This is a genomic window from Enterobacter cloacae complex sp. 394F7 (genome assembly GCF_057320385.1).
Window position 1 is genome coordinate 17,142 of the sequence record NZ_JBXWCS010000015.1, and the last position, 17,332, is coordinate 34,473.

Annotated in this window: 13 protein-coding genes; 4 read left to right on the forward strand and 9 right to left on the reverse strand. The window is 56.0% G+C overall.

Annotated features, from left to right (window positions below):
• The 4 genes from AC2FAK_RS19400 to AC2FAK_RS19415 are packed head-to-tail and all read right to left on the reverse strand — an operon-like array spanning position 1 to position 4,604.
• Positions 1-876: a [formate-C-acetyltransferase]-activating enzyme gene (locus tag AC2FAK_RS19400; RefSeq protein WP_095455561.1), complete on the reverse strand. Its 876-nt coding sequence runs from the start codon at positions 874-876 to the stop codon at positions 1-3.
• Entirely contained in the window at positions 842-3,136 is a 2,295-nt protein-coding gene (locus AC2FAK_RS19405; RefSeq protein WP_058680514.1) for a formate C-acetyltransferase, read from the reverse strand. Before AC2FAK_RS19405 ends, AC2FAK_RS19400 begins: the two co-directional genes overlap by 35 nt.
• A gap of 53 nt (positions 3,137-3,189) precedes the next feature.
• The gene (locus AC2FAK_RS19410; RefSeq protein WP_029882888.1) at positions 3,190-3,510 is read right to left on the reverse strand and encodes a PTS fructose-like transporter subunit IIB; all 321 of its coding nucleotides are present in this window, start codon (positions 3,508-3,510) and stop codon (positions 3,190-3,192) included.
• A gap of 14 nt (positions 3,511-3,524) precedes the next feature.
• Complete coding sequence (locus AC2FAK_RS19415) at positions 3,525-4,604, reverse strand: PTS fructose transporter subunit EIIC (protein WP_020686915.1); 1,080 nt, start codon at positions 4,602-4,604, stop codon at positions 3,525-3,527.
• Positions 4,605-4,906: 302 nt separating this feature from the next.
• Between AC2FAK_RS19415 and ptsP the strand changes: the two genes are divergently transcribed.
• Genes ptsP through gldA form a run of 3 tightly spaced genes read left to right on the forward strand, consistent with a single transcriptional unit; the run spans position 4,907 to position 9,201 of the window.
• A complete protein-coding gene (gene ptsP / locus AC2FAK_RS19420) occupies positions 4,907-7,408 on the forward strand; it encodes a phosphoenolpyruvate--protein phosphotransferase (RefSeq protein ID WP_095455562.1) in 2,502 nt (833 codons plus the stop codon).
• Between the two features lie 14 nt (positions 7,409-7,422).
• Entirely contained in the window at positions 7,423-8,085 is a 663-nt protein-coding gene (gene fsa, locus AC2FAK_RS19425) for a fructose-6-phosphate aldolase (protein ID WP_040020293.1), read from the forward strand.
• Positions 8,086-8,097: 12 nt separating this feature from the next.
• Positions 8,098-9,201 (forward strand): bifunctional L-1,2-propanediol dehydrogenase/glycerol dehydrogenase, encoded by a 1,104-nt coding sequence (gene gldA / locus AC2FAK_RS19430; protein WP_013099305.1) that lies wholly within the window; start codon positions 8,098-8,100, stop codon positions 9,199-9,201.
• A 40-nt stretch (positions 9,202-9,241) separates the two neighbouring features.
• Here the strand turns inward: gldA and katG are convergent, their stop codons facing one another.
• From katG to metB, 4 genes are all read right to left on the reverse strand, one after another.
• Positions 9,242-11,422 (reverse strand): catalase/peroxidase HPI, encoded by a 2,181-nt coding sequence (katG, locus tag AC2FAK_RS19435; RefSeq protein ID WP_023621815.1) that lies wholly within the window; start codon positions 11,420-11,422, stop codon positions 9,242-9,244.
• A gap of 147 nt (positions 11,423-11,569) precedes the next feature.
• The gene (gene metF, locus AC2FAK_RS19440; protein ID WP_013099307.1) at positions 11,570-12,457 is read right to left on the reverse strand and encodes a methylenetetrahydrofolate reductase; all 888 of its coding nucleotides are present in this window, start codon (positions 12,455-12,457) and stop codon (positions 11,570-11,572) included.
• Positions 12,458-12,682: 225 nt separating this feature from the next.
• Positions 12,683-15,115 (reverse strand): bifunctional aspartate kinase/homoserine dehydrogenase II, encoded by a 2,433-nt coding sequence (locus tag AC2FAK_RS19445; protein ID WP_038420815.1) that lies wholly within the window; start codon positions 15,113-15,115, stop codon positions 12,683-12,685.
• Positions 15,116-15,117: 2 nt separating this feature from the next.
• A complete protein-coding gene (gene metB, locus AC2FAK_RS19450) occupies positions 15,118-16,278 on the reverse strand; it encodes a cystathionine gamma-synthase (RefSeq protein ID WP_058680508.1) in 1,161 nt (386 codons plus the stop codon).
• Positions 16,279-16,554: 276 nt separating this feature from the next.
• Between metB and metJ the strand changes: the two genes are divergently transcribed.
• Positions 16,555-16,872, forward strand: a complete 318-nt coding sequence (gene metJ / locus AC2FAK_RS19455) for a met regulon transcriptional regulator MetJ (protein WP_003862042.1) — start codon at positions 16,555-16,557, stop codon at positions 16,870-16,872.
• 48 nt (positions 16,873-16,920) lie between these two features.
• Here the strand turns inward: metJ and rpmE are convergent, their stop codons facing one another.
• Positions 16,921-17,133, reverse strand: a complete 213-nt coding sequence (rpmE, locus tag AC2FAK_RS19460) for a 50S ribosomal protein L31 (protein ID WP_003862040.1) — start codon at positions 17,131-17,133, stop codon at positions 16,921-16,923.
• Between the last annotated feature and the right edge of the window lie 199 nt (positions 17,134-17,332).

The following is a 17,332-nucleotide window of genomic DNA, read 5'->3' on the forward strand; positions in this document are numbered from 1 at the left end:
TTAACCTCCAATGGTGACATGAAACCCTTTATCTTCGGCCATACGGCGCATTGCCGCGACCTCGTCAGCTGTCGGAGGACTCACCTCCCGCATCGACCATTGTTGACCAAGCAGACGGTATTTTGGTTCACCATAAGAGTGAAACGGTAATAAATGCAGCTGCCGTATCCCTGAAGGTAATAAAAATGCCAGCACGCTCGCCATGTTGGCGTCAGTTAGCGTATAGCCCGGAATAAGCGGCACACGGGGGATGACGTTTATGCCTTCGGCCACCAGCTGCGTAAGGTTTTCCAGCACTCTGGGAAGATTTACTGCCGTCACCGAACGTGCCTGCTCAGGATCCATAATCTTCAGGTCAAACAGTACTTCATCACACTGGCGTGCCAGCGGCAGCAATCGGGACAGGGGCGCATCTCCCGCCGTCTCAATAGCGGTATGAATACCGTAGCGGCGCAAACGCTTAAGCAGCTGCGTCGCAAAGGGTGCCTGCATTAATACTTCCCCGCCTGACAGCGTCACCCCGCCTCCCGATGAGCGAAAGAAGACGTCATCCTTCATCACTTCGCGTTCCAGCTCGTCCAGCGTCACGTCGCGTCCGATGCGTTCAAACGCGCCGGACGGGCACTCGTCCGCATCACGCAGGCAGGGAGCGCAGTGCAAACATTTGCTCTCCCGGCGAACCGTCTCTATTTTCGGCGAGATCGACTCAGGATTGGCGCACCACGGGCAACGGTGAGGACAGCCTTTGAAAAAGACTACCGTGCGAATACCTGCTCCGTCGTTCAACGAATAACGCTGAATATTGAAAATACGCGCTACGTCGGCGCGTGTTTCAACGACGTCACAGTTGATGCGCGGTCCGACGGATAATGTCATCCTGGATCTCCTTTGACAGCTCAACAAAGAAGGCGCTGTAGCCGGCAACGCGTACCACCAGCCCGGCAAAATCCTGAGGACGCCGTTGCGCCTCACGCAGGGTTTCCGCGTTGACCACGTTGAACTGGATATGCTGTAACTTAAGCTGCGTAAACGCACGGAGGAAGTCCGCCAGCTTCTGCAACCCGGCATCGCCTTCCAGCGTGGCGGGGGTGAATTTAACGTTTAGCAGCGTACCGTTAGATAACAGATAGTTATCCAGCTTGCTCACCGACTTCAGCACAGCCGTCGGCCCCTGCATATCCTGGCCGAGCATCGGAGAAAGCCCTCCATCCGCCAGCTGTTCGCCCGCCAGGCGGCCATCCGGCGTAGCCCCCACGACCGCGCCAAGCGGCACATGGGCGGAGACGGTATACGAGCCAGGCGTGAAGATTCCACCACGCGGGTTGCGGTATTTTTCGACCTCTTTACAGTAATGGCGCAGCAGTTCCGCACTGATATTGTCGACATCGTCGATATCATTACCGTATTTCTCAAAGCGATTGATCAGCCGCGCGCGCACCTTTTCGCCCTCCGGGGTGGCAAAATTCGCTTTTAACACCGCCAGCAGCTCGTCAAAACTTAAGCGCTGCTGTTCAAACACCAGCCCTTTCAGGGCGTGAAGCGAGTCGCTCAAATTAGCAATACCAATCCCCTGCACGCCGGAGAAGTTATAGCGCGCGCCACCGTCAGTAATGTCTTTCCCCGTTTCCAGACAGTCGCTGATAAAGGAGGAGAGCAACGGCACGGGTGCCCAGTCGCGATGGCCGATATCGCAAATGTTGCTTCCTTCCACCATCAGTGCAATGTAGTGATTAATCCTGGCGCGTATATGTTCAATTAACCCCTCGTACGTCAGCCCGCTATTACCTTCGTTCTCCTGCATGGCGATTTCCATTACCTTCAGCAGGTTAAACATGGCGATATCATGCAGGCCGTAAGTTTTCCCTGGAATCGACAGTTCAACGCAGCCGACAACCGCATAGTCACGCGCATCTTCCAGCGACACGCCGCGATTCAAAAAGGCAGGTACTATTACTTCATCGTTAAAAATCTGTGGAATGCCGGTACCCAGCCGAATAGTCTCCGCTGTTTTCAGCAGGAAAGGCCGGTCGATCAGTTCGTTTACCCGTACGCCGAGGTTAGGCTGGGGAAGCTGAACGCTCTGGTAGGCATCCAGACACAGGAACGAAAGCACGTTCACCGCGCTACGCCCGTTTTCCGTCAGGCCACCCAGCAGCGCGGTATACCCGGTCGGGAACCCTGCAAAATAACGGGCGCTGCTGGTCGAGCGCAAGAGCACCACATCGTTACACTTCACCCATAGCGACTCCAGCAACTCTTTCAGAAACGCTGGATCGTCTCCCTGCGTTAACGAGGCCTGATAAAACGGAAGCATATACTGGTCAAAACGCCCGATGGAGAGCGAACTGGCGTTAGATTCGTACTGCAAAATGACGTTCATGTACCAGAACAGCTGACACGCCTGCCAGAAGGTTTGCGGCTTATGCTGTGCGTTGTGTCGCGAGATGTCGGCCATTGCCAGCAATTCTTCGCGGCGAGTAGCATCGCTGCTCTGAGCCAGTTCTTCAGCGAGCGCCGCATAACGCAGAATATGGCGCTGGGACGCTTCGAGCAGAATGAGCGCCGCTGCATAGAACGTGTTTTGCGTATCACGAGCGCAGCGTTCACGCATTTCCGCCACCAGCGCGCCCAGCCCGTTATTAAGCAGGCGAGGATAATCAATAATGATATGCCCCTGCCCTTTATCCGTCTGGTTGACGCTAAAAATCTGCGTCCCTACGGCGGCCTTCACCTCCTCCGTCATCTGGCTGTTGATGAAATCTTTCATCGACCGGTTTTCCCAATAGGGATACAGCACCTCACGGTAGGTCTGCTTATCCTCATCGCTGATTTCAAAGCGATCCTGCGGACGGGTGGCGAACTGGTCCAGTTCCTTAAGCAACCAGTAGGGATCCATCTCCGGTGACATAATGCCTGCACGCGGCTTAACGGTGCGGTTTCCGGCAATCAGTTCTTCATCACGAATCGCGATTTCCACATGGTCGAGAATGTGCGCCGTTGCTTTCGCGCGACGGAGAATAACCGGTTCGCCTTCCGTCTGTTGATGGCTGGCTGTATAGAGCAGCGCACGTTCAAGCGAGATCTCGCGAGGGTTGGCAAAGAGCGCATTTTTCAAACGCGGTATACGATTCGTCATGAGGGAACTCCTGTAACGGAAAAAACCAGCCCGCCCCGAAGGGCGGGAGAGCATCAGGCGGTTTGCGCCAGGTGGGCATCGATTTTGTTCATGATGGCGTCGGCACGTTTTACCGCGTCGCTGATATTGACGCGCACGATGGTTTTCCCGGCAAAACGCTCTTCGAATTTAATGCCGATATCTTTAGTCAGGATCACCATATCTGCTGCGGCGATATCCTCTGCCGTCAGTTCGTTCTCAAGACCAATCGACCCCTGCGTTTCTACCTTCACTTCCCAGCCTTTCGCTTTTGCGGCGCTTTCCAGCGCTTCGGCAGCCATATAGGTATGGGCAACGCCAGACGGACATGCGGTTACTGCGATAATTCGGGCCATGTTCTCTTCCTCACTCAGTTAATTTCGAAATCCAGATCCAGGTCATCCTCTTTTTCCTCGACCTGCTTTGTGTTCTTTCGGGCAATACGCTTTAGCACGTTGACGCTGACCGCCGTCACCACTGCACCCACGGCAACCGCAGCGATATAGCCGAGCTTGCCGTCCACCACGGGAAGCACAATTAACCCGCCCCATCCGGCATAGCATTGCGCGCCCATAACCGCAGCCGTGACCGCGCCGCAGGCGGAGCCCAACATAATGGAAGGAATCACGCGTAGCGGGTCCGCTGCGGCAAACGGAATCGCTCCCTCGGTGACACCCACGCAGCCCATCACCAGCGCCGCTTTACCTGCTTCACGTTCTTCACCGGTAAAATTCTTACGGCCGATAAGCGTTGCCAGGCCTAACCCCAGCGGCGGTATGCAAATAGCCACGGCGGCAATTGCAACGACGGTATAGACGCCTTGCGCAACGCAAATCAGCATGAAGGCATACGCCACTTTGTTGACCGGGCCGCCCATGTCGAACGCCAGCATGAGACCGATAATAATGGCGAGGACCACAATGCTGCCCTGCTGCATGCCTTGCAGCCACTGGGTGAGACCGGTAGTAAGCGCGCCTACAGGCTCGCCCAGTCCCCACATCATGATGCCTGCGGTAATAAACGTGCCGATAATCGGGATGATGAAGATAGGCATAACGGAACGCAGCACTTTCGGCACGGGCAGCTTTTTCAGATACCAGACGACAATGCCACCGAAAATCCCGGCGATAATTGCGCCAAAGAACCCTGCACCGAAGCTGTTGCCCACCCAGGCGGCAATAGCACAGGGAGCAAGCGCGGCGCGTTCTGCAATGGAATAACCAATATAGGCGGCGAGGAATGGCACCATCAGCGTTAAACCCGCCACACCGATGTCAAAGAGCTTTTTCAGATTGGGATCGGTTGCGGCATCGGGCACCGCACCTTTGCCGTATAGCATGACCGAAACCGCCAGCAGAATGCCGCCCGAGACCACAAACGGGATCATGTGCGACACCCCTGTCATCAGATGCTGTCGCGTGTTCTTGAGAATATGCACCAACGCTTTCATATGCCGCTCCAGGCCTTTATCCACAAAGATGTTGTGGCAAACAATAGGCAATCAGGAAGACGGCGGACAGGAGACAAAAAGGCCATTTACTGGATTTTTGTAATATCGGAATGAAAATGCGATCCGCCTCGACATTTCTCATCGACTTCGCATTACGCAAACGGTCGCAACTTGTGAGTGAAATCTCAATTTTAAGGTGACATTACATTTGTCCAGTTTTTGGCAGTTTTGTCACATGGCGCGCCTCATCATCACGCTCGTATGCTGTTCCGCATAATTGACGATTAGTTTCAGGAGTGTGTATGGCTCTGGTAGTGGAATTTACCTGTGAATTGCCCAACGGCGTTCACGCGCGTCCTGCAAGTCATGTAGAAACGCTGTGCAACACGTTTATCTCGCAAATTGAGTGGCATAACCTGCGTACGGATCGTAAAGGCGATGCCAAAAGCGCGCTGGCGCTGATTGGTACCGATACGCTGGCAGGCGATGCCTGCCGCCTGGTGATAAACGGTGAAGACGAGCAGCATGCCCGGCAGCGGCTGGAGTTGTGGCTAAGAGAGGAATTTCCGCATTGCGACGCGCCGCTTGAAGGGGTAATCAGCACGGAGCTGGATCCCTTGCCTGAATCCCTGACACGCCTGAACCCGACGCTGTTTCGCGCTACTCCGGTATGCAGCGGGAGTGCACATGGCGTCCTGACGTTATTGTCCTCGCTGGATCTCAACGCCCTGACCGATTTGCCCGACGTGCAAAGCGTGGAAGCTGAGCAGTCGGCGCTGGATAACGGCCTGACGCAGCTGATCAAACACATTGAGCTGCGCGCCCTGGACAGCGACAGTACTGCCAGCGCTATTCTTGAAGCCCACCGCTCGCTGGCTACAGATACCTCGCTGCGTCAGCACCTCCTGTCAGGGGTCAGCCAGGGTCTAAGCTGCGCCCAGGCCATCATCGCCACGGCGAACCATTTCTGCGACACGTTCTCCCGTTCCAGCAGCACCTATTTGCAGGAGCGGGTGCTCGACGTGCGCGACATCTGCTACCAGCTTTTACAACATATCTATGGTGAAGCGCGTTTCCCGGCTCACGGCCAGCTGACGCAGCCGAGCATCTGCCTTGCTGACGATCTGACTCCCGGTCAGTTTCTTGAACTCGATAAAACGCAGCTTAAAGGACTGCTGCTGAAAAGTGGCGGCACCACCTCGCATACCGTGATCCTCGCGCGTTCCTTCAATATTCCGACGCTGGTTAGCGTCAACAGTGAAAGCCTACTGCAATGGCGCAATCAGCCTGTATTTGTGGACGGCAATGCCGGTGCGGTGGTCGTCAATGGCAGCGACGCCGTAGCGCGTTACTATCAGCAGGAAGCGCGCGTCCAGCAGGCGATACGCGAGCAACAGCGCGTCTGGCTTGACCGTGAAGCCAGAACCGCCGACGGCCTGCGGGTAGAAATTGCCGCCAATATTGCCCACGCGGTGGAGGCCCAGGCAGCATTTAGAAATGGTGCCGAAGGCGTGGGCCTGTTCCGCACGGAAATGCTCTATATGGATCGTGCCAGCGCACCCGGCGAAAACGAGTTATACAACATTTTCTGTCAGGCACTGGAAAGTGCAAATAGCCGTAGCATTATTGTGCGTACTATGGATATCGGCGGCGACAAGCCGGTGGAGTACCTGAATATTCCAGCTGAGAACAATCCCTTCCTCGGCTACCGCGCCGTACGCATATATGAAGAGTATTCTTCGCTGTTCACGACCCAGCTTCGGGCGATCCTTCGCGCCTCTGCCCACGGAAACCTTAAGATCATGATCCCGATGATCTCCTCTATGGAGGAGATCCTGTGGGTAAAAGAGAAGCTCGCCGACGCGAAGCAACAGCTCCGGGCTGAACATATTCCGTTTGATGAGAAAATCCCACTCGGCATTATGCTGGAAGTCCCCTCGGTGATGTTCATCATCGATCAGTGCTGCGAAGAGATTGATTTCTTTAGCATCGGCAGCAATGACCTGACACAGTATCTGCTGGCCGTGGACCGCGACAACGCAAAAGTCACGCGCCATTACAACAGCCTGAACCCCGCCTTTCTGCGGGCGCTGGACTACGCGGTGCAGGCCGTTCACCGTCAGGGTAAGTGGATTGGCCTCTGCGGTGAGTTAGGCGCGAAAGGGTCGGTGCTGCCGCTGCTGGTGGGTCTGGGGCTGGACGAACTGAGCATGGGCTCCCCTGCCATTCCTGCCACCAAAGCACGCCTGGCGCAGCTTGATAGCCGCGCCTGTCGCCAGTTGTTGAACCAGGCCATGGCGTGTCGCACCTCGCTTGAAGTAGAACATCTGCTCGCCCAGTTCCGTATGAATCAGCAGGATACGCCACTGGTGACGCCACGCTGTATTTCTCTGGATAACGACTGGAACAGTAAAGAAGAGGTCATGAAAGGCATGACCGATAACCTTTTGCTCGCCGGGCGATGCCGCTATCCGCGCAAGCTGGAAGCCGATTTATGGGCACGCGAAGCCGTATTTTCCACCGGGTTGGGTTTTGGATTCGCCATTCCACACAGCAAATCAGAACACATTGAGCAATCCACTATCAGCGTCGCACGCCTGAAAGCGCCCGTTATGTGGGGTGACGAGGAGGCACAATTCATCATCATGCTGACGCTGAATAAACACGCTGCTGGCGACCAGCATATGCGTATTTTCTCCCGCCTGGCCCGTCGCATCATGCATAACGATTTTCGCAGTGCTCTGGTTAATGCCAGTTCCCAGGAGGCTATCGCTTCCCTGCTGCAACACGAATTAGAACTCTAAAACGAGGAAAAATAATGGAACTGTATCTCGATACCGCCAACGTGGCAGAAGTAGAACGCCTTGCGCGCGTTTTCCCCCTTGCAGGCGTCACCACCAATCCGAGCATCATTGCCGCCAGCCGTGAGTCAATCTGGGAGGTGCTGCCGCGCCTGCAAAGCGCCATTGGTCCGAAAGGCAGGCTGTTCGCCCAGACAATGAGCCGCGACGCAGAAGGCATGGTGGCCGAAGCCAAACGCCTGAGCAATGCTATCCCGGATATCGTGGTGAAAATCCCGGTCACAGCCCAGGGGCTTATCGCCATTAAGGCGCTAAAAACAGCGGGCATCACTACGCTGGGTACCGCCGTGTACAGCGCCGCGCAAGGCCTGCTGGCCGCGCTGGCCGGGGCAAAATATGTCGCGCCATACGTAAACCGCGTGGATGCCCAGGGCGGGGACGGCATTCGCATGGTTCAGGAGCTGCAATCCCTGCTGGAACAGCATGCACCGGAGAGCAAGGTGCTGGCAGCCAGCTTCAAAACGCCACGCCAGGCGCTGGACTGCCTGCTCGCCGGATGTGAAGCAATCACGCTTCCCTTAGATGTAGCGCAACAAATGCTCGGCACGCCGGCGGTAGAGTCAGCAATAGAGAAGTTCGAGCAGGACTGGAAAAACGCGTTTGGTAACCTCAACCTCTAAGGGAGATATGTTATGGACCGTATCATTCAATCGCCGGGGAAATATATCCAGGGCGCTGATGTTCTCACCCGTCTCGGCGACTATCTGAAACCTCTGGCTACACGCTGGCTGGTTGTTGGCGATAAATTTGTGCTGGGTTTTGCCGAAGAGACCCTGCGCCAGAGTTTTAAAAATGCAGAGCTACATGCCGAAATCGCGCCGTTTGGCGGCGAATGTTCGCAGAATGAGATCGATCGTCTGAAAAAACTGGCCGACAGTGCGGACTGCATGGCGGTGCTGGGTATTGGCGGCGGTAAAACGCTGGATACCGCCAAAGCGCTGGCACATTTTATGGACGTGCCGGTCGCTATCGCCCCGACTATCGCCTCCACCGATGCCCCGTGCAGCGCCCTTTCTGTGATTTATACCGACAGCGGCGAATTCGAACGCTATCTGATGCTGCCGCATAACCCCAATATGGTGATTGTCGACACCAAAGTGGTGGCTGGTGCGCCGCCGCGTCTGCTGGCCGCCGGAATTGGCGATGCCCTTGCCACCTGGTTTGAAGCACGCGCCTGCTCGCGCAGCGGCGCGACCACCATGGCGGGCGGCAAGTGCACGCAGGCCGCGTTAGCGCTGGCCGAGCTGTGCTACAACACGCTGATTGAAGAGGGCGAGAAAGCGATGCTGGCCGCCGAGCAGCACGTAGTAACCCCGGCGCTGGAACGCATTATCGAAGCTAATACCTATCTGAGCGGCGTAGGGTTTGAAAGCGGCGGGCTGGCGGCAGCGCATGCCATTCACAACGGGATGACGGCAGTGCCGGATGCGCATCACTTCTACCACGGTGAAAAAGTGGCGTTTGGTACGCTGACGCAACTGGTGCTGGAAAACGCGCCGGTTGAGGAGATCGAAACCGTCGCGGCGCTTTGCCACAGCGTTGGATTGCCGATCACGCTGGCGCAGCTGAACATCAAAGAAGACATTCCGGCCAAAATGCGCCTTATTGCCGAAGCGTCTTGCGCTGAGGGAGAGACCATTCACAACATGCCGGGTGGCGTGTCGCCGGATCAGGTTTACGCGGCACTGCTGGTTGCCGACCAGTATGGACAGCGTTTCCTGCAGGAGTGGGAGTAACAAAAAAAGCCGGGTGCGCTACGCGTACCCGGCTCAATGGTTATTTCACGTCAAAACGGTCCAGATCCATCACCTTCGCCCACGCTGCAACGAAGTCGCGAACGAACTTCTCGTGAGCATCACTGCTGGCGTACACCTCTGCCAGCGCGCGAAGGACAGCGTTAGAGCCGAAGACCAGGTCAGCGCGAGTGGCAGTGTATTTCACTTCACCGCTGGTGCGATCGCTTCCGGCAAATAGCTCATTCGATTCATCGGTCGCCTTCCACTGGGTGTTCATATCCAGCAGGTTCACGAAGAAGTCATTGCTCAGCACGCCTTCGCGGTTGGTGAACACACCATTTTTACTGCCGTCAAAGTTTGCACCCAGTACGCGCAGGCCGCCAATCAGCACCGTCATTTCTGGTGCGGTTAACGTCAACTGCTGGGCTTTATCAATCAGCAGCGATTCGGTGGTGGAAACATCAACCTGCGCACGATAGTTACGGAAACCGTCAGCAATCGGTTCAAGCAGGTTAAACATATCGATATCCGTCTGATCCTGACGTGCATCCACACGGCCCGGCGTGAACGGTACGGTGACGTAAACGCCTGCCGCTTTCGCCGCCTGCTCAACGCCTACCACACCCGCGAGCACGATAATATCGGCCAGTGAGGCTTTATTGGTGGTGCGCTGAATAGCTTCCAGAGCAGGCAATGCACGTACGGCTGCGGCGTTAACATCCCAGTTGCGCTGAGGCGCAAGCGCCAGACGCGCACCGTTGGCACCGCCACGCTTGTCACCGCCGCGGAAGGTTGAGGCCGATGCCCATGCCACGGAAATCAGTTCGCTCACGGAGAGCCCGGATGCTGCAATTTCCGCCTTCAGGCTCTCAATGTCCTCTTTGGTCGGATTGAATACTGCCTCCGGCAGCGGATCCTGCCAGATCAGATCTTCTTTCGGCACTTCCGGGCCAAGATAACGCGATTTTGGCCCCATATCGCGGTGGGTCAGTTTGAACCACGCGCGGGCGAAGGCTTCGTTGAAAGCCTGCGGATCGTTCAGGAAGCGACGGGAAATTTTTTCGAATTCCGGATCAAAACGCAGCGTCAGGTCGGTAACCAGCATGGTGGGTTTGCGTTTTTTCGACGGGTCGAACGGGTCTGGCATGATCTCAGGCGCGTCCACGGCTTCAAACTGAATCGCACCGGCCGGGCTACGGGTTTGTACCCATTCGTATTTGAACAGGTTCTCGAAGAAGTAGTTGCTCCACTGGGTCGGGGTTTGTGACCAGATGACTTCCAGACCGGAAGTAATGGCGTCAGCGCCAATACCGGTACCGTGCGTGCTGGCCCAGCCCAGGCCCTGCGCTTCAATCGGAGACGCTTCCGGGTCTGTGCCAACATGTGTTGCTTCACCCGCGCCGTGGGTCTTGCCGAGCGTATGACCACCAGCGATCAGCGCCACGGTCTCTTCGTCGTTCATCCCCATGTTGCCGAAGGTTGCGCGGATGGCTGCCGCCGCGGACAGCGGTTCACCGCTGGCGTTTGGTCCTTCCGGGTTAACGTAGATCAGCCCCATTTCAGTGGCCGCCAGCGGACGTTTCGCCAGCGCTTCCGGGTCACGATGGGTCAGCCAGGCTTTTTCATCCCCCCAGTTAACGTCGAGATCCGGTTCCCAGACATCTTCACGCCCGGCACCAAAACCAAAGGTGCGGAAGCCGGAGTTTTCCAGCGCCACGTTACCCGCAAGAATAAACAGGTCAGCCCAGGAGATTTTTTGACCATATTTTTGCTTGATCGGCCACAGCAGACGGCGAGCTTTATCCAGACTGACGTTATCTGGCCAGGAGTTCAGCGGCGCAAAGCGCTGTTGACCGCGTCCGGCACCGCCGCGTCCGTCAACGGAGCGATAGGTTCCCGCACCGTGCCAGGCCATGCGAATAAACAGGCCCGCATAGCTGCCCCAGTCGGCAGGCCACCACGGTTGAGAGTCGGTTAAGAGTGCTTTGAGATCGCCCTTGAGGGCGGAGTAATCCAGCTTGCTAAATTCTTTGCGGTAGTCGAAGTCTTCTCCCAGAGGGTTCGAACGATTGGAATGTTGGTTAAGAAGATCGATGCGGAGTTGTTTTGGCCACCAGTCGCGGCTGCCTGTACCTGCCCCCGCGCTGTGATCGACGCCGCCCTGGTGGAACGGGCATTTGCCGACTGATGCCGCTTTATTGCTCTCGTCTGACGTGCTCATCGCTATGCTCCCTTTTACAGTGTTACCGTTACGATATACACCACTAGCAATAAGATATAGTTGAATTAATCCACAGATTCGATAGCTAATACCTTTTAACTTTTAGCCAGACTAAAAAGCCCTCCATTCAGGAGGGCTTGATGTTTATTACGCCGGGCGAACACCGAGCGTATGACAAATGGCGTAGCTCATTTCCGCGCGGTTCAGCGTGTAGAAGTGGAAATCTTTTACCCCTTCCCGACTTAAAATTTTCACCATGTCCATTGCGATATTGGCACCCACCAGCTTGCGCGTTTCCGGATCATCGTCCAGCCCTTCGTACATTTTGGACATCCACAGTGGAATACGTACGTTGGTCATATCGGCAAATTTCTTCGCCTGTTTGAAGTTAGAGACCGGCAGAATACCCGGGATGATTTCCACGTCGATACCCGCAGAAACGCAGCGGTCGCGGAAGCGCAGGTAGCTTTCCACATCAAAGAAGAACTGAGTAATGGCCCGGTTCGCACCGGCATCCACTTTACGCTTCAGGTTAAGGAGGTCGGCCTGAGCGCTTTTCGCTTCCGGATGCACTTCCGGGTACGCCGCCACGGAGATATCAAAATCGGCAACGTCTTTCAGCAGCGCGACCAGATCCGCCGCATACATTTCGGGCTTACCGCTACCCGGCGGCAGGTCGCCGCGCAGGGCGACGATATGACGAATCCCGTTATTCCAGTAATCCTGGGCGATAGCACGCAGCTCGTCACCGGTGGCGTCGATACAGGTCAGATGCGGCGCCGCTTCCAGACCGGTTCTGTCTTTAATGCCTTTAATAATGCTGTGCGTACGGTCACGCTCGCCGGAGTTCGCGCCGTAGGTCACGGAGACAAATTTCGGTTTCAGGCTGCTCAGGCGATCGATAGAGCTCCAGAGGGTTTGCTCCATTTCACTGGTGCGCGGCGGGAAAAATTCAAAAGAGACGTTAATCTGGCCGTTTACTTCGGCCAGGCTCTGATTCAGGGCTTCCCGCTGGTTGGCGTGAAAAAAGCTCATACCTTACCTCTATCTTTCGCGTGTCGTTGTTTGTTGTGTTGTGAACTTCTATACGTTTAGACGTCCAGATGTAAAAATGACGGAAAAGCGGAGTGACGTCAACAGAAATAATCAACAATAACGGTGAGGAATGCTCAGGGAAGATGAAGGAAATTCATGATGGGGTGAGTGCGGTTGGTTGCCCTCACCCTGGCCCTCTCCCACCGGGAGAGGGAACACGCGGGATTACAGCAACTTAGCGAGACGATTGATGTCCGACTGGATCGCCCCGGCGGTGACATCGCGCCCTGCACCCGGGCCACGGATCACCAGTGGGTTATCGCGGTACCAGCGGCTTTCGATTGCAAAGACGTTATCGCACGGCAGCAGCGCCGCCAGAGGATGTTCAGGACGCACCGCCTCAACCCCCACACGCGCTTTACCGTTGGCCTCGAAACGCGCCACATAGCGCAGCACCAGCCCCATCTCGTTTGCGGCTTCCAGACGTTGCAGCATCTGCTCGTTCAGTTCATCACCGTTTTCAAAGAAGTGATCAATGGATCCTTCCTCGCAGCCTGCCGGCACCAGCGACTCGACGCGAACAGCGCCGGGTTCAATGTCATAACCGGCTTCACGCGCCAGGATCACCAGCTTACGCATCACATCTTTACCGGAAAGATCGACGCGGGGATCGGGTTCGGTTAGCCCCTGCTGCCACGCCTGATCCACCAGGTCAGTGAACGGTACGGTGCCATCAAACTGCAGGAACAGCCAGGAGAGCGTACCGGAGAAAATACCGCTCAGCGCCAGAATGCTGTCGCCGCTTTCAATCAGATCGCGCACGGTATGGTTAACCGGCAGACCCGCGCCTACGGTGGCGTTATAGAGCCAGTGACGACCGGTTTTTTCGAACGCGTCGTGGATCTGACGGTACTTATCGGTGCTGCTTGCCCCCGCCAGTTTGTTCGCACTGATGACGTGGAAACCGTGGCTGGCGAAATCAAGATACTGATCGGCAAGCTGTTCGCTGGCAGTAACGTCCAGCACCACCAGATCGTCATACGGGTGCGCGCGCATCCACAGGAACAGCGACTCTTCGTCCTGTTCAACCGCTTCATCATTAAAGAAGGCAAGTGCGCGGCTGGCATCCAGCCCCTCGTAGTTCAACAGACTGCGGCGGCTGTCCACCACCCCGGCGAGGATAAATTCAAAGCCGGTACGTGCTGAGAGCGTGACCTGCTCGCGCGCGAACAGCTCCAGCCAGCGAGAACCGATGTTGCCTTTACCGAACAACACCAGGCCGATGCGTTTTTCCGCACGGAACAGAGAGGTATGCAGACCCTGAATCAGGCTCTCAGTTGGCCCTTTACGCAGGACGGCAACGAGGCTGATGCCCTCTTCCGACTGCCAGGTAAATTCAACCGGTTGCCCTTTCAGCTGTTGCCAGAAGCGGTGGCAGTGCAGTGGGTTACGGGTGACGCCCGCGCCCACCATCGCCACCAGCGCCAGCCCCTGACGCAGACGAAGCTCGCCCGGCAGGCCCGCTTCATCCAAAATTTTTAGCGCGCTGTCCGCCACTTCGGCGGTGTAGCAGAACTGCAGCAGTTGACGGTCGTTATGTACGCCAACCGCCAGCGGACGCACCTGAGCACGTTTGAGGATCGTGTCGATATCTTTATGCGCCAGTTTGAAGTCCTGGCCCGCCGGGACCTGGAACTCAATCAGGCAGATGTCGTCGTGGCTGGTGACAATACGCGCCCCCGTACCGGATGCCAGCACGCGTTCGATGCGCGTGGAGCCCTGATCCGGGGTGTAACTGCAGCGCAACTGCAAATCGATATCGCTGCCGGAAACCGGCTGCAGCGTACGCGCGTGCAGAACCGGCGCGGCCAGACGTGCCAGCTCGCTGGCTTCATCCAGGCGCAGCAGCGGCAGCAGGCAGGCGTCTTTCACCTTGCGTGGATCAGCGCTGTAAACACCGGCGACGTCACTCCAGATGGTGACGCGGGACACGCCCGCCAGGGCACCGATTTGCGTCGCCGAGTAGTCAGAGCCGTTACGCCCCAACAGCACGGTTTCCCCGGCATTGCTGCGGCTGATAAAGCCGGTCACCACAATGCGTTTACCCGGATGCTGTACCAGCAACTGTTGCAGCAGCGGGTAGGATAGACCTTCGTCCACCTGTGGCTGTGCGGCGCGTTCGGCACGCAGGAAATCACGCGCGTCGAGCCAGGCAGCCTCAACGCCCAGATGTTGCAGCACGGCGGCCATCAGGCGCGCAGACCACACTTCACCGTGCCCCACCACTTCGGCGTACACCGCATCGGTAATACCGCTGTCCAGCAGGGCGGCCAGACGCTCAAGGTCATGCGTAAAAGCGCTAATCAACCCATCCGCCACGTCTGCAGGCAGCAAACCGGCAATCAGCTCGCTCTGGTAACGGCGTAAGGACTGTTGCACCTGATGCGCAGAGAGGCGATCGGTCTGGCTCAATTTCAGCCAGCTAATCAGCTGGTTGGTGGTGCTGCCCGCCGCGGAGACAACCATCATGTCACCCGGCTGTGAATACTCTGTCATGATCCCTGCAACGCGCAGGTAACACTTCACATCAGCAAGACTACTACCACCAAACTTGTGCAGTTGACGACCCTTCGCCCCTGCCTGCGCTATCACACTCATGATTACCCCTTGGCTGCGACCCGGAAGCCATTTTCCAGATCGGCAATTAAATCTTCAGAATCTTCAATACCGGTTGAGATCCGCAGCAGCGTCTCAGAAATCCCGGCGGCGGCACGTGCCTCTGGTGCCATACCTGCGTGCGTCATGGTTGCGGCGTGGGAGATCAAACTTTCAACCCCACCTAACGATTCCGCCAGCGTAAACAATGACAGCCCGCTCAGGAAGCGACGCAGCGTTTGCTCATCAGCGTCCAGTTCAAAACTTAACATCGCGCCAAACCCTTTCTGCTGACGCGCGGCAATCTCGTGCCCCTGGTTTTCAGGCAGCGACGGGTGATAAAGCTTCTTCACCAGCGGCTGCGTTTTCAGGAAATCGACAATCGCCTGGGCATTGCGCTGCGCCACCTCCATACGCGGCGACAGCGTGCGAATCCCGCGTAACAGCAGATAGCTGTCGAAGGCCCCGGCGGTGACGCCAATGTTATTGGCCCACCATGCCAGTTCAGTGACAACGTCGGGATCTTTTGCAATCACCACGCCTGCGACGACATCAGAATGGCCATTCAGATATTTAGTGCATGAATGCAATACCAGATCTGCACCCAGCGCCAGTGGGTTCTGAAGGGCCGGACTGAGGAACGTATTATCCACTACACTTATCGCTCCCGCATCCCTTGTGAGCTGACAAATTTTCGCAATATCGACAACGCGCAACAATGGATTGCTTGGACTTTCCACCAGCACCAGCTTCGGCTTCTCTGCCAGCGCCTGTTTCAGCGCCTGTTCGTCATTTTGATCGACAAACAACACCCGGTAACAACCGCGTTTTGCCAGGCTATCAAACAGACGATAGCTGCCGCCGTAACAGTCGTGCGGCGCAACCAGCAGATCGCCCGGCTTCAGGAACACGGTAGTCACCAGATGAATGGCAGACATGCCGGTATTGGTTAATACTGCCCCTGCGCCACCTTCCAGTTCCGCCAGCGCGCGCTGGGTAACATCACGCGTAGGGTTGCCACGACGCGAGTAGTCATGCGCACGGGGTTCATTAAATCCGGTGAAATTATAGGTACTGGAAAGATGAATCGGCGGGACAACACAGCCGTACTGCTCGTCATCATTCAATCCGCTACGCACTGCGATGGTGGCCTGTTTACGCGTCATGGTGAAGGCTTCCTGGCTAATTAGGTGAAAAGTCAGGCACCAGAGTAAACATTGAAAGTATGGACGTCAATACATCTGGACATCTAAACTTCTTTGCGTATAGATTGAGCAATGCGCAAATAGCCGTTAAAATTATATGCTTTAGTGCACGCTGCAGCGGCAATATCCGTGCCACGGTATCGTCTCTACGGTAAACTACGCAGGTTTACGGTTCAAAACCGACGGTTACAGGTTTTGCACCTTTAGATTAATGACTGAGAGGATTAAAGGTATCTCATGGCTGAATGGAGCGGCGAATATATCAGCCCATACGCTGAGCACGGTAAGAAGAGTGAGCAAGTAAAGAAAATTACGGTTTCCATTCCTCTGAAGGTGTTGAAGATCCTCACCGATGAACGTACGCGTCGTCAGGTGAACAACCTGCGCCACGCAACCAACAGCGAACTGCTGTGCGAAGCGTTTCTGCATGCGTTTACCGGCCAACCGTTGCCGAACGATGACGACCTGCGCAAAGAGCGTAGCGACGAAATCCCGGAAGAGGCGAAGGTGATCATGCGTGAACTGGGTATCGACCCGGAGACGTGGGAATACTGATAAGCGGATACAAAAAAGGCACCTTGCGGTGCCTTTTTTTCGGGAAACTTATTTAGCGCCCGGGATGCTGAAACGCTTGTTGAAGCGGTCAACACGGCCACCGGTTGCAACGTCACGCTGCTTACCAGTGTAGAACGGGTGGCATTTGCCGCACACGTCCAGGTTCAGATCGTGACCCACGGTAGAGCGGATCTGGATAGAGTTACCGCAAGAGCAGTTTGCAGTAATCATTTCGTATTTCGGGTGAATATCTTTTTTCATGGGAGAACCTCAGTTAAGGCCGCGTCGCTCTTCCAGCCCTAACGCCAGACACCACGCGATGTTGAATGTAAGTTCTTTGGCGTAAAGTACACCAAAGGCGGCGAATCATACAGAATTTGACCAACGTATGCAAACTGATCCGCACGCCGCTTTCACTAATGTGTATACTAACGCGCCACTTTTCAAGTCAGGAAGATTC

What these genes read in the sequence shown, in the direction of transcription:
- gldA (WP_013099305.1), top strand. Translation starts at nt 8,098, where the DNA reads ATGGACCGTATCATTCAATCGCCGGGGAAATATATCCAGGGCGCTGAT.
- AC2FAK_RS19405 (WP_058680514.1), bottom strand. Translation starts at nt 3,136, where the DNA reads ATGACGAATCGTATACCGCGTTTGAAAAATGCGCTCTTTGCCAACCCT.
- AC2FAK_RS19410 (WP_029882888.1), bottom strand. Translation starts at nt 3,510, where the DNA reads ATGGCCCGAATTATCGCAGTAACCGCATGTCCGTCTGGCGTTGCCCAT.
- fsa (WP_040020293.1), top strand. Translation starts at nt 7,423, where the DNA reads ATGGAACTGTATCTCGATACCGCCAACGTGGCAGAAGTAGAACGCCTT.
- ptsP (WP_095455562.1), top strand. Translation starts at nt 4,907, where the DNA reads ATGGCTCTGGTAGTGGAATTTACCTGTGAATTGCCCAACGGCGTTCAC.
- metF (WP_013099307.1), bottom strand. Translation starts at nt 12,457, where the DNA reads ATGAGCTTTTTTCACGCCAACCAGCGGGAAGCCCTGAATCAGAGCCTG.
- AC2FAK_RS19400 (WP_095455561.1), bottom strand. Translation starts at nt 876, where the DNA reads ATGACATTATCCGTCGGACCGCGCATCAACTGTGACGTCGTTGAAACA.
- metB (WP_058680508.1), bottom strand. Translation starts at nt 16,278, where the DNA reads ATGACGCGTAAACAGGCCACCATCGCAGTGCGTAGCGGATTGAATGAT.
- rpmE (WP_003862040.1), bottom strand. Translation starts at nt 17,133, where the DNA reads ATGAAAAAAGATATTCACCCGAAATACGAAATGATTACTGCAAACTGC.
- AC2FAK_RS19415 (WP_020686915.1), bottom strand. Translation starts at nt 4,604, where the DNA reads ATGAAAGCGTTGGTGCATATTCTCAAGAACACGCGACAGCATCTGATG.
- metJ (WP_003862042.1), top strand. Translation starts at nt 16,555, where the DNA reads ATGGCTGAATGGAGCGGCGAATATATCAGCCCATACGCTGAGCACGGT.
- AC2FAK_RS19445 (WP_038420815.1), bottom strand. Translation starts at nt 15,115, where the DNA reads ATGAGTGTGATAGCGCAGGCAGGGGCGAAGGGTCGTCAACTGCACAAG.
- katG (WP_023621815.1), bottom strand. Translation starts at nt 11,422, where the DNA reads ATGAGCACGTCAGACGAGAGCAATAAAGCGGCATCAGTCGGCAAATGC.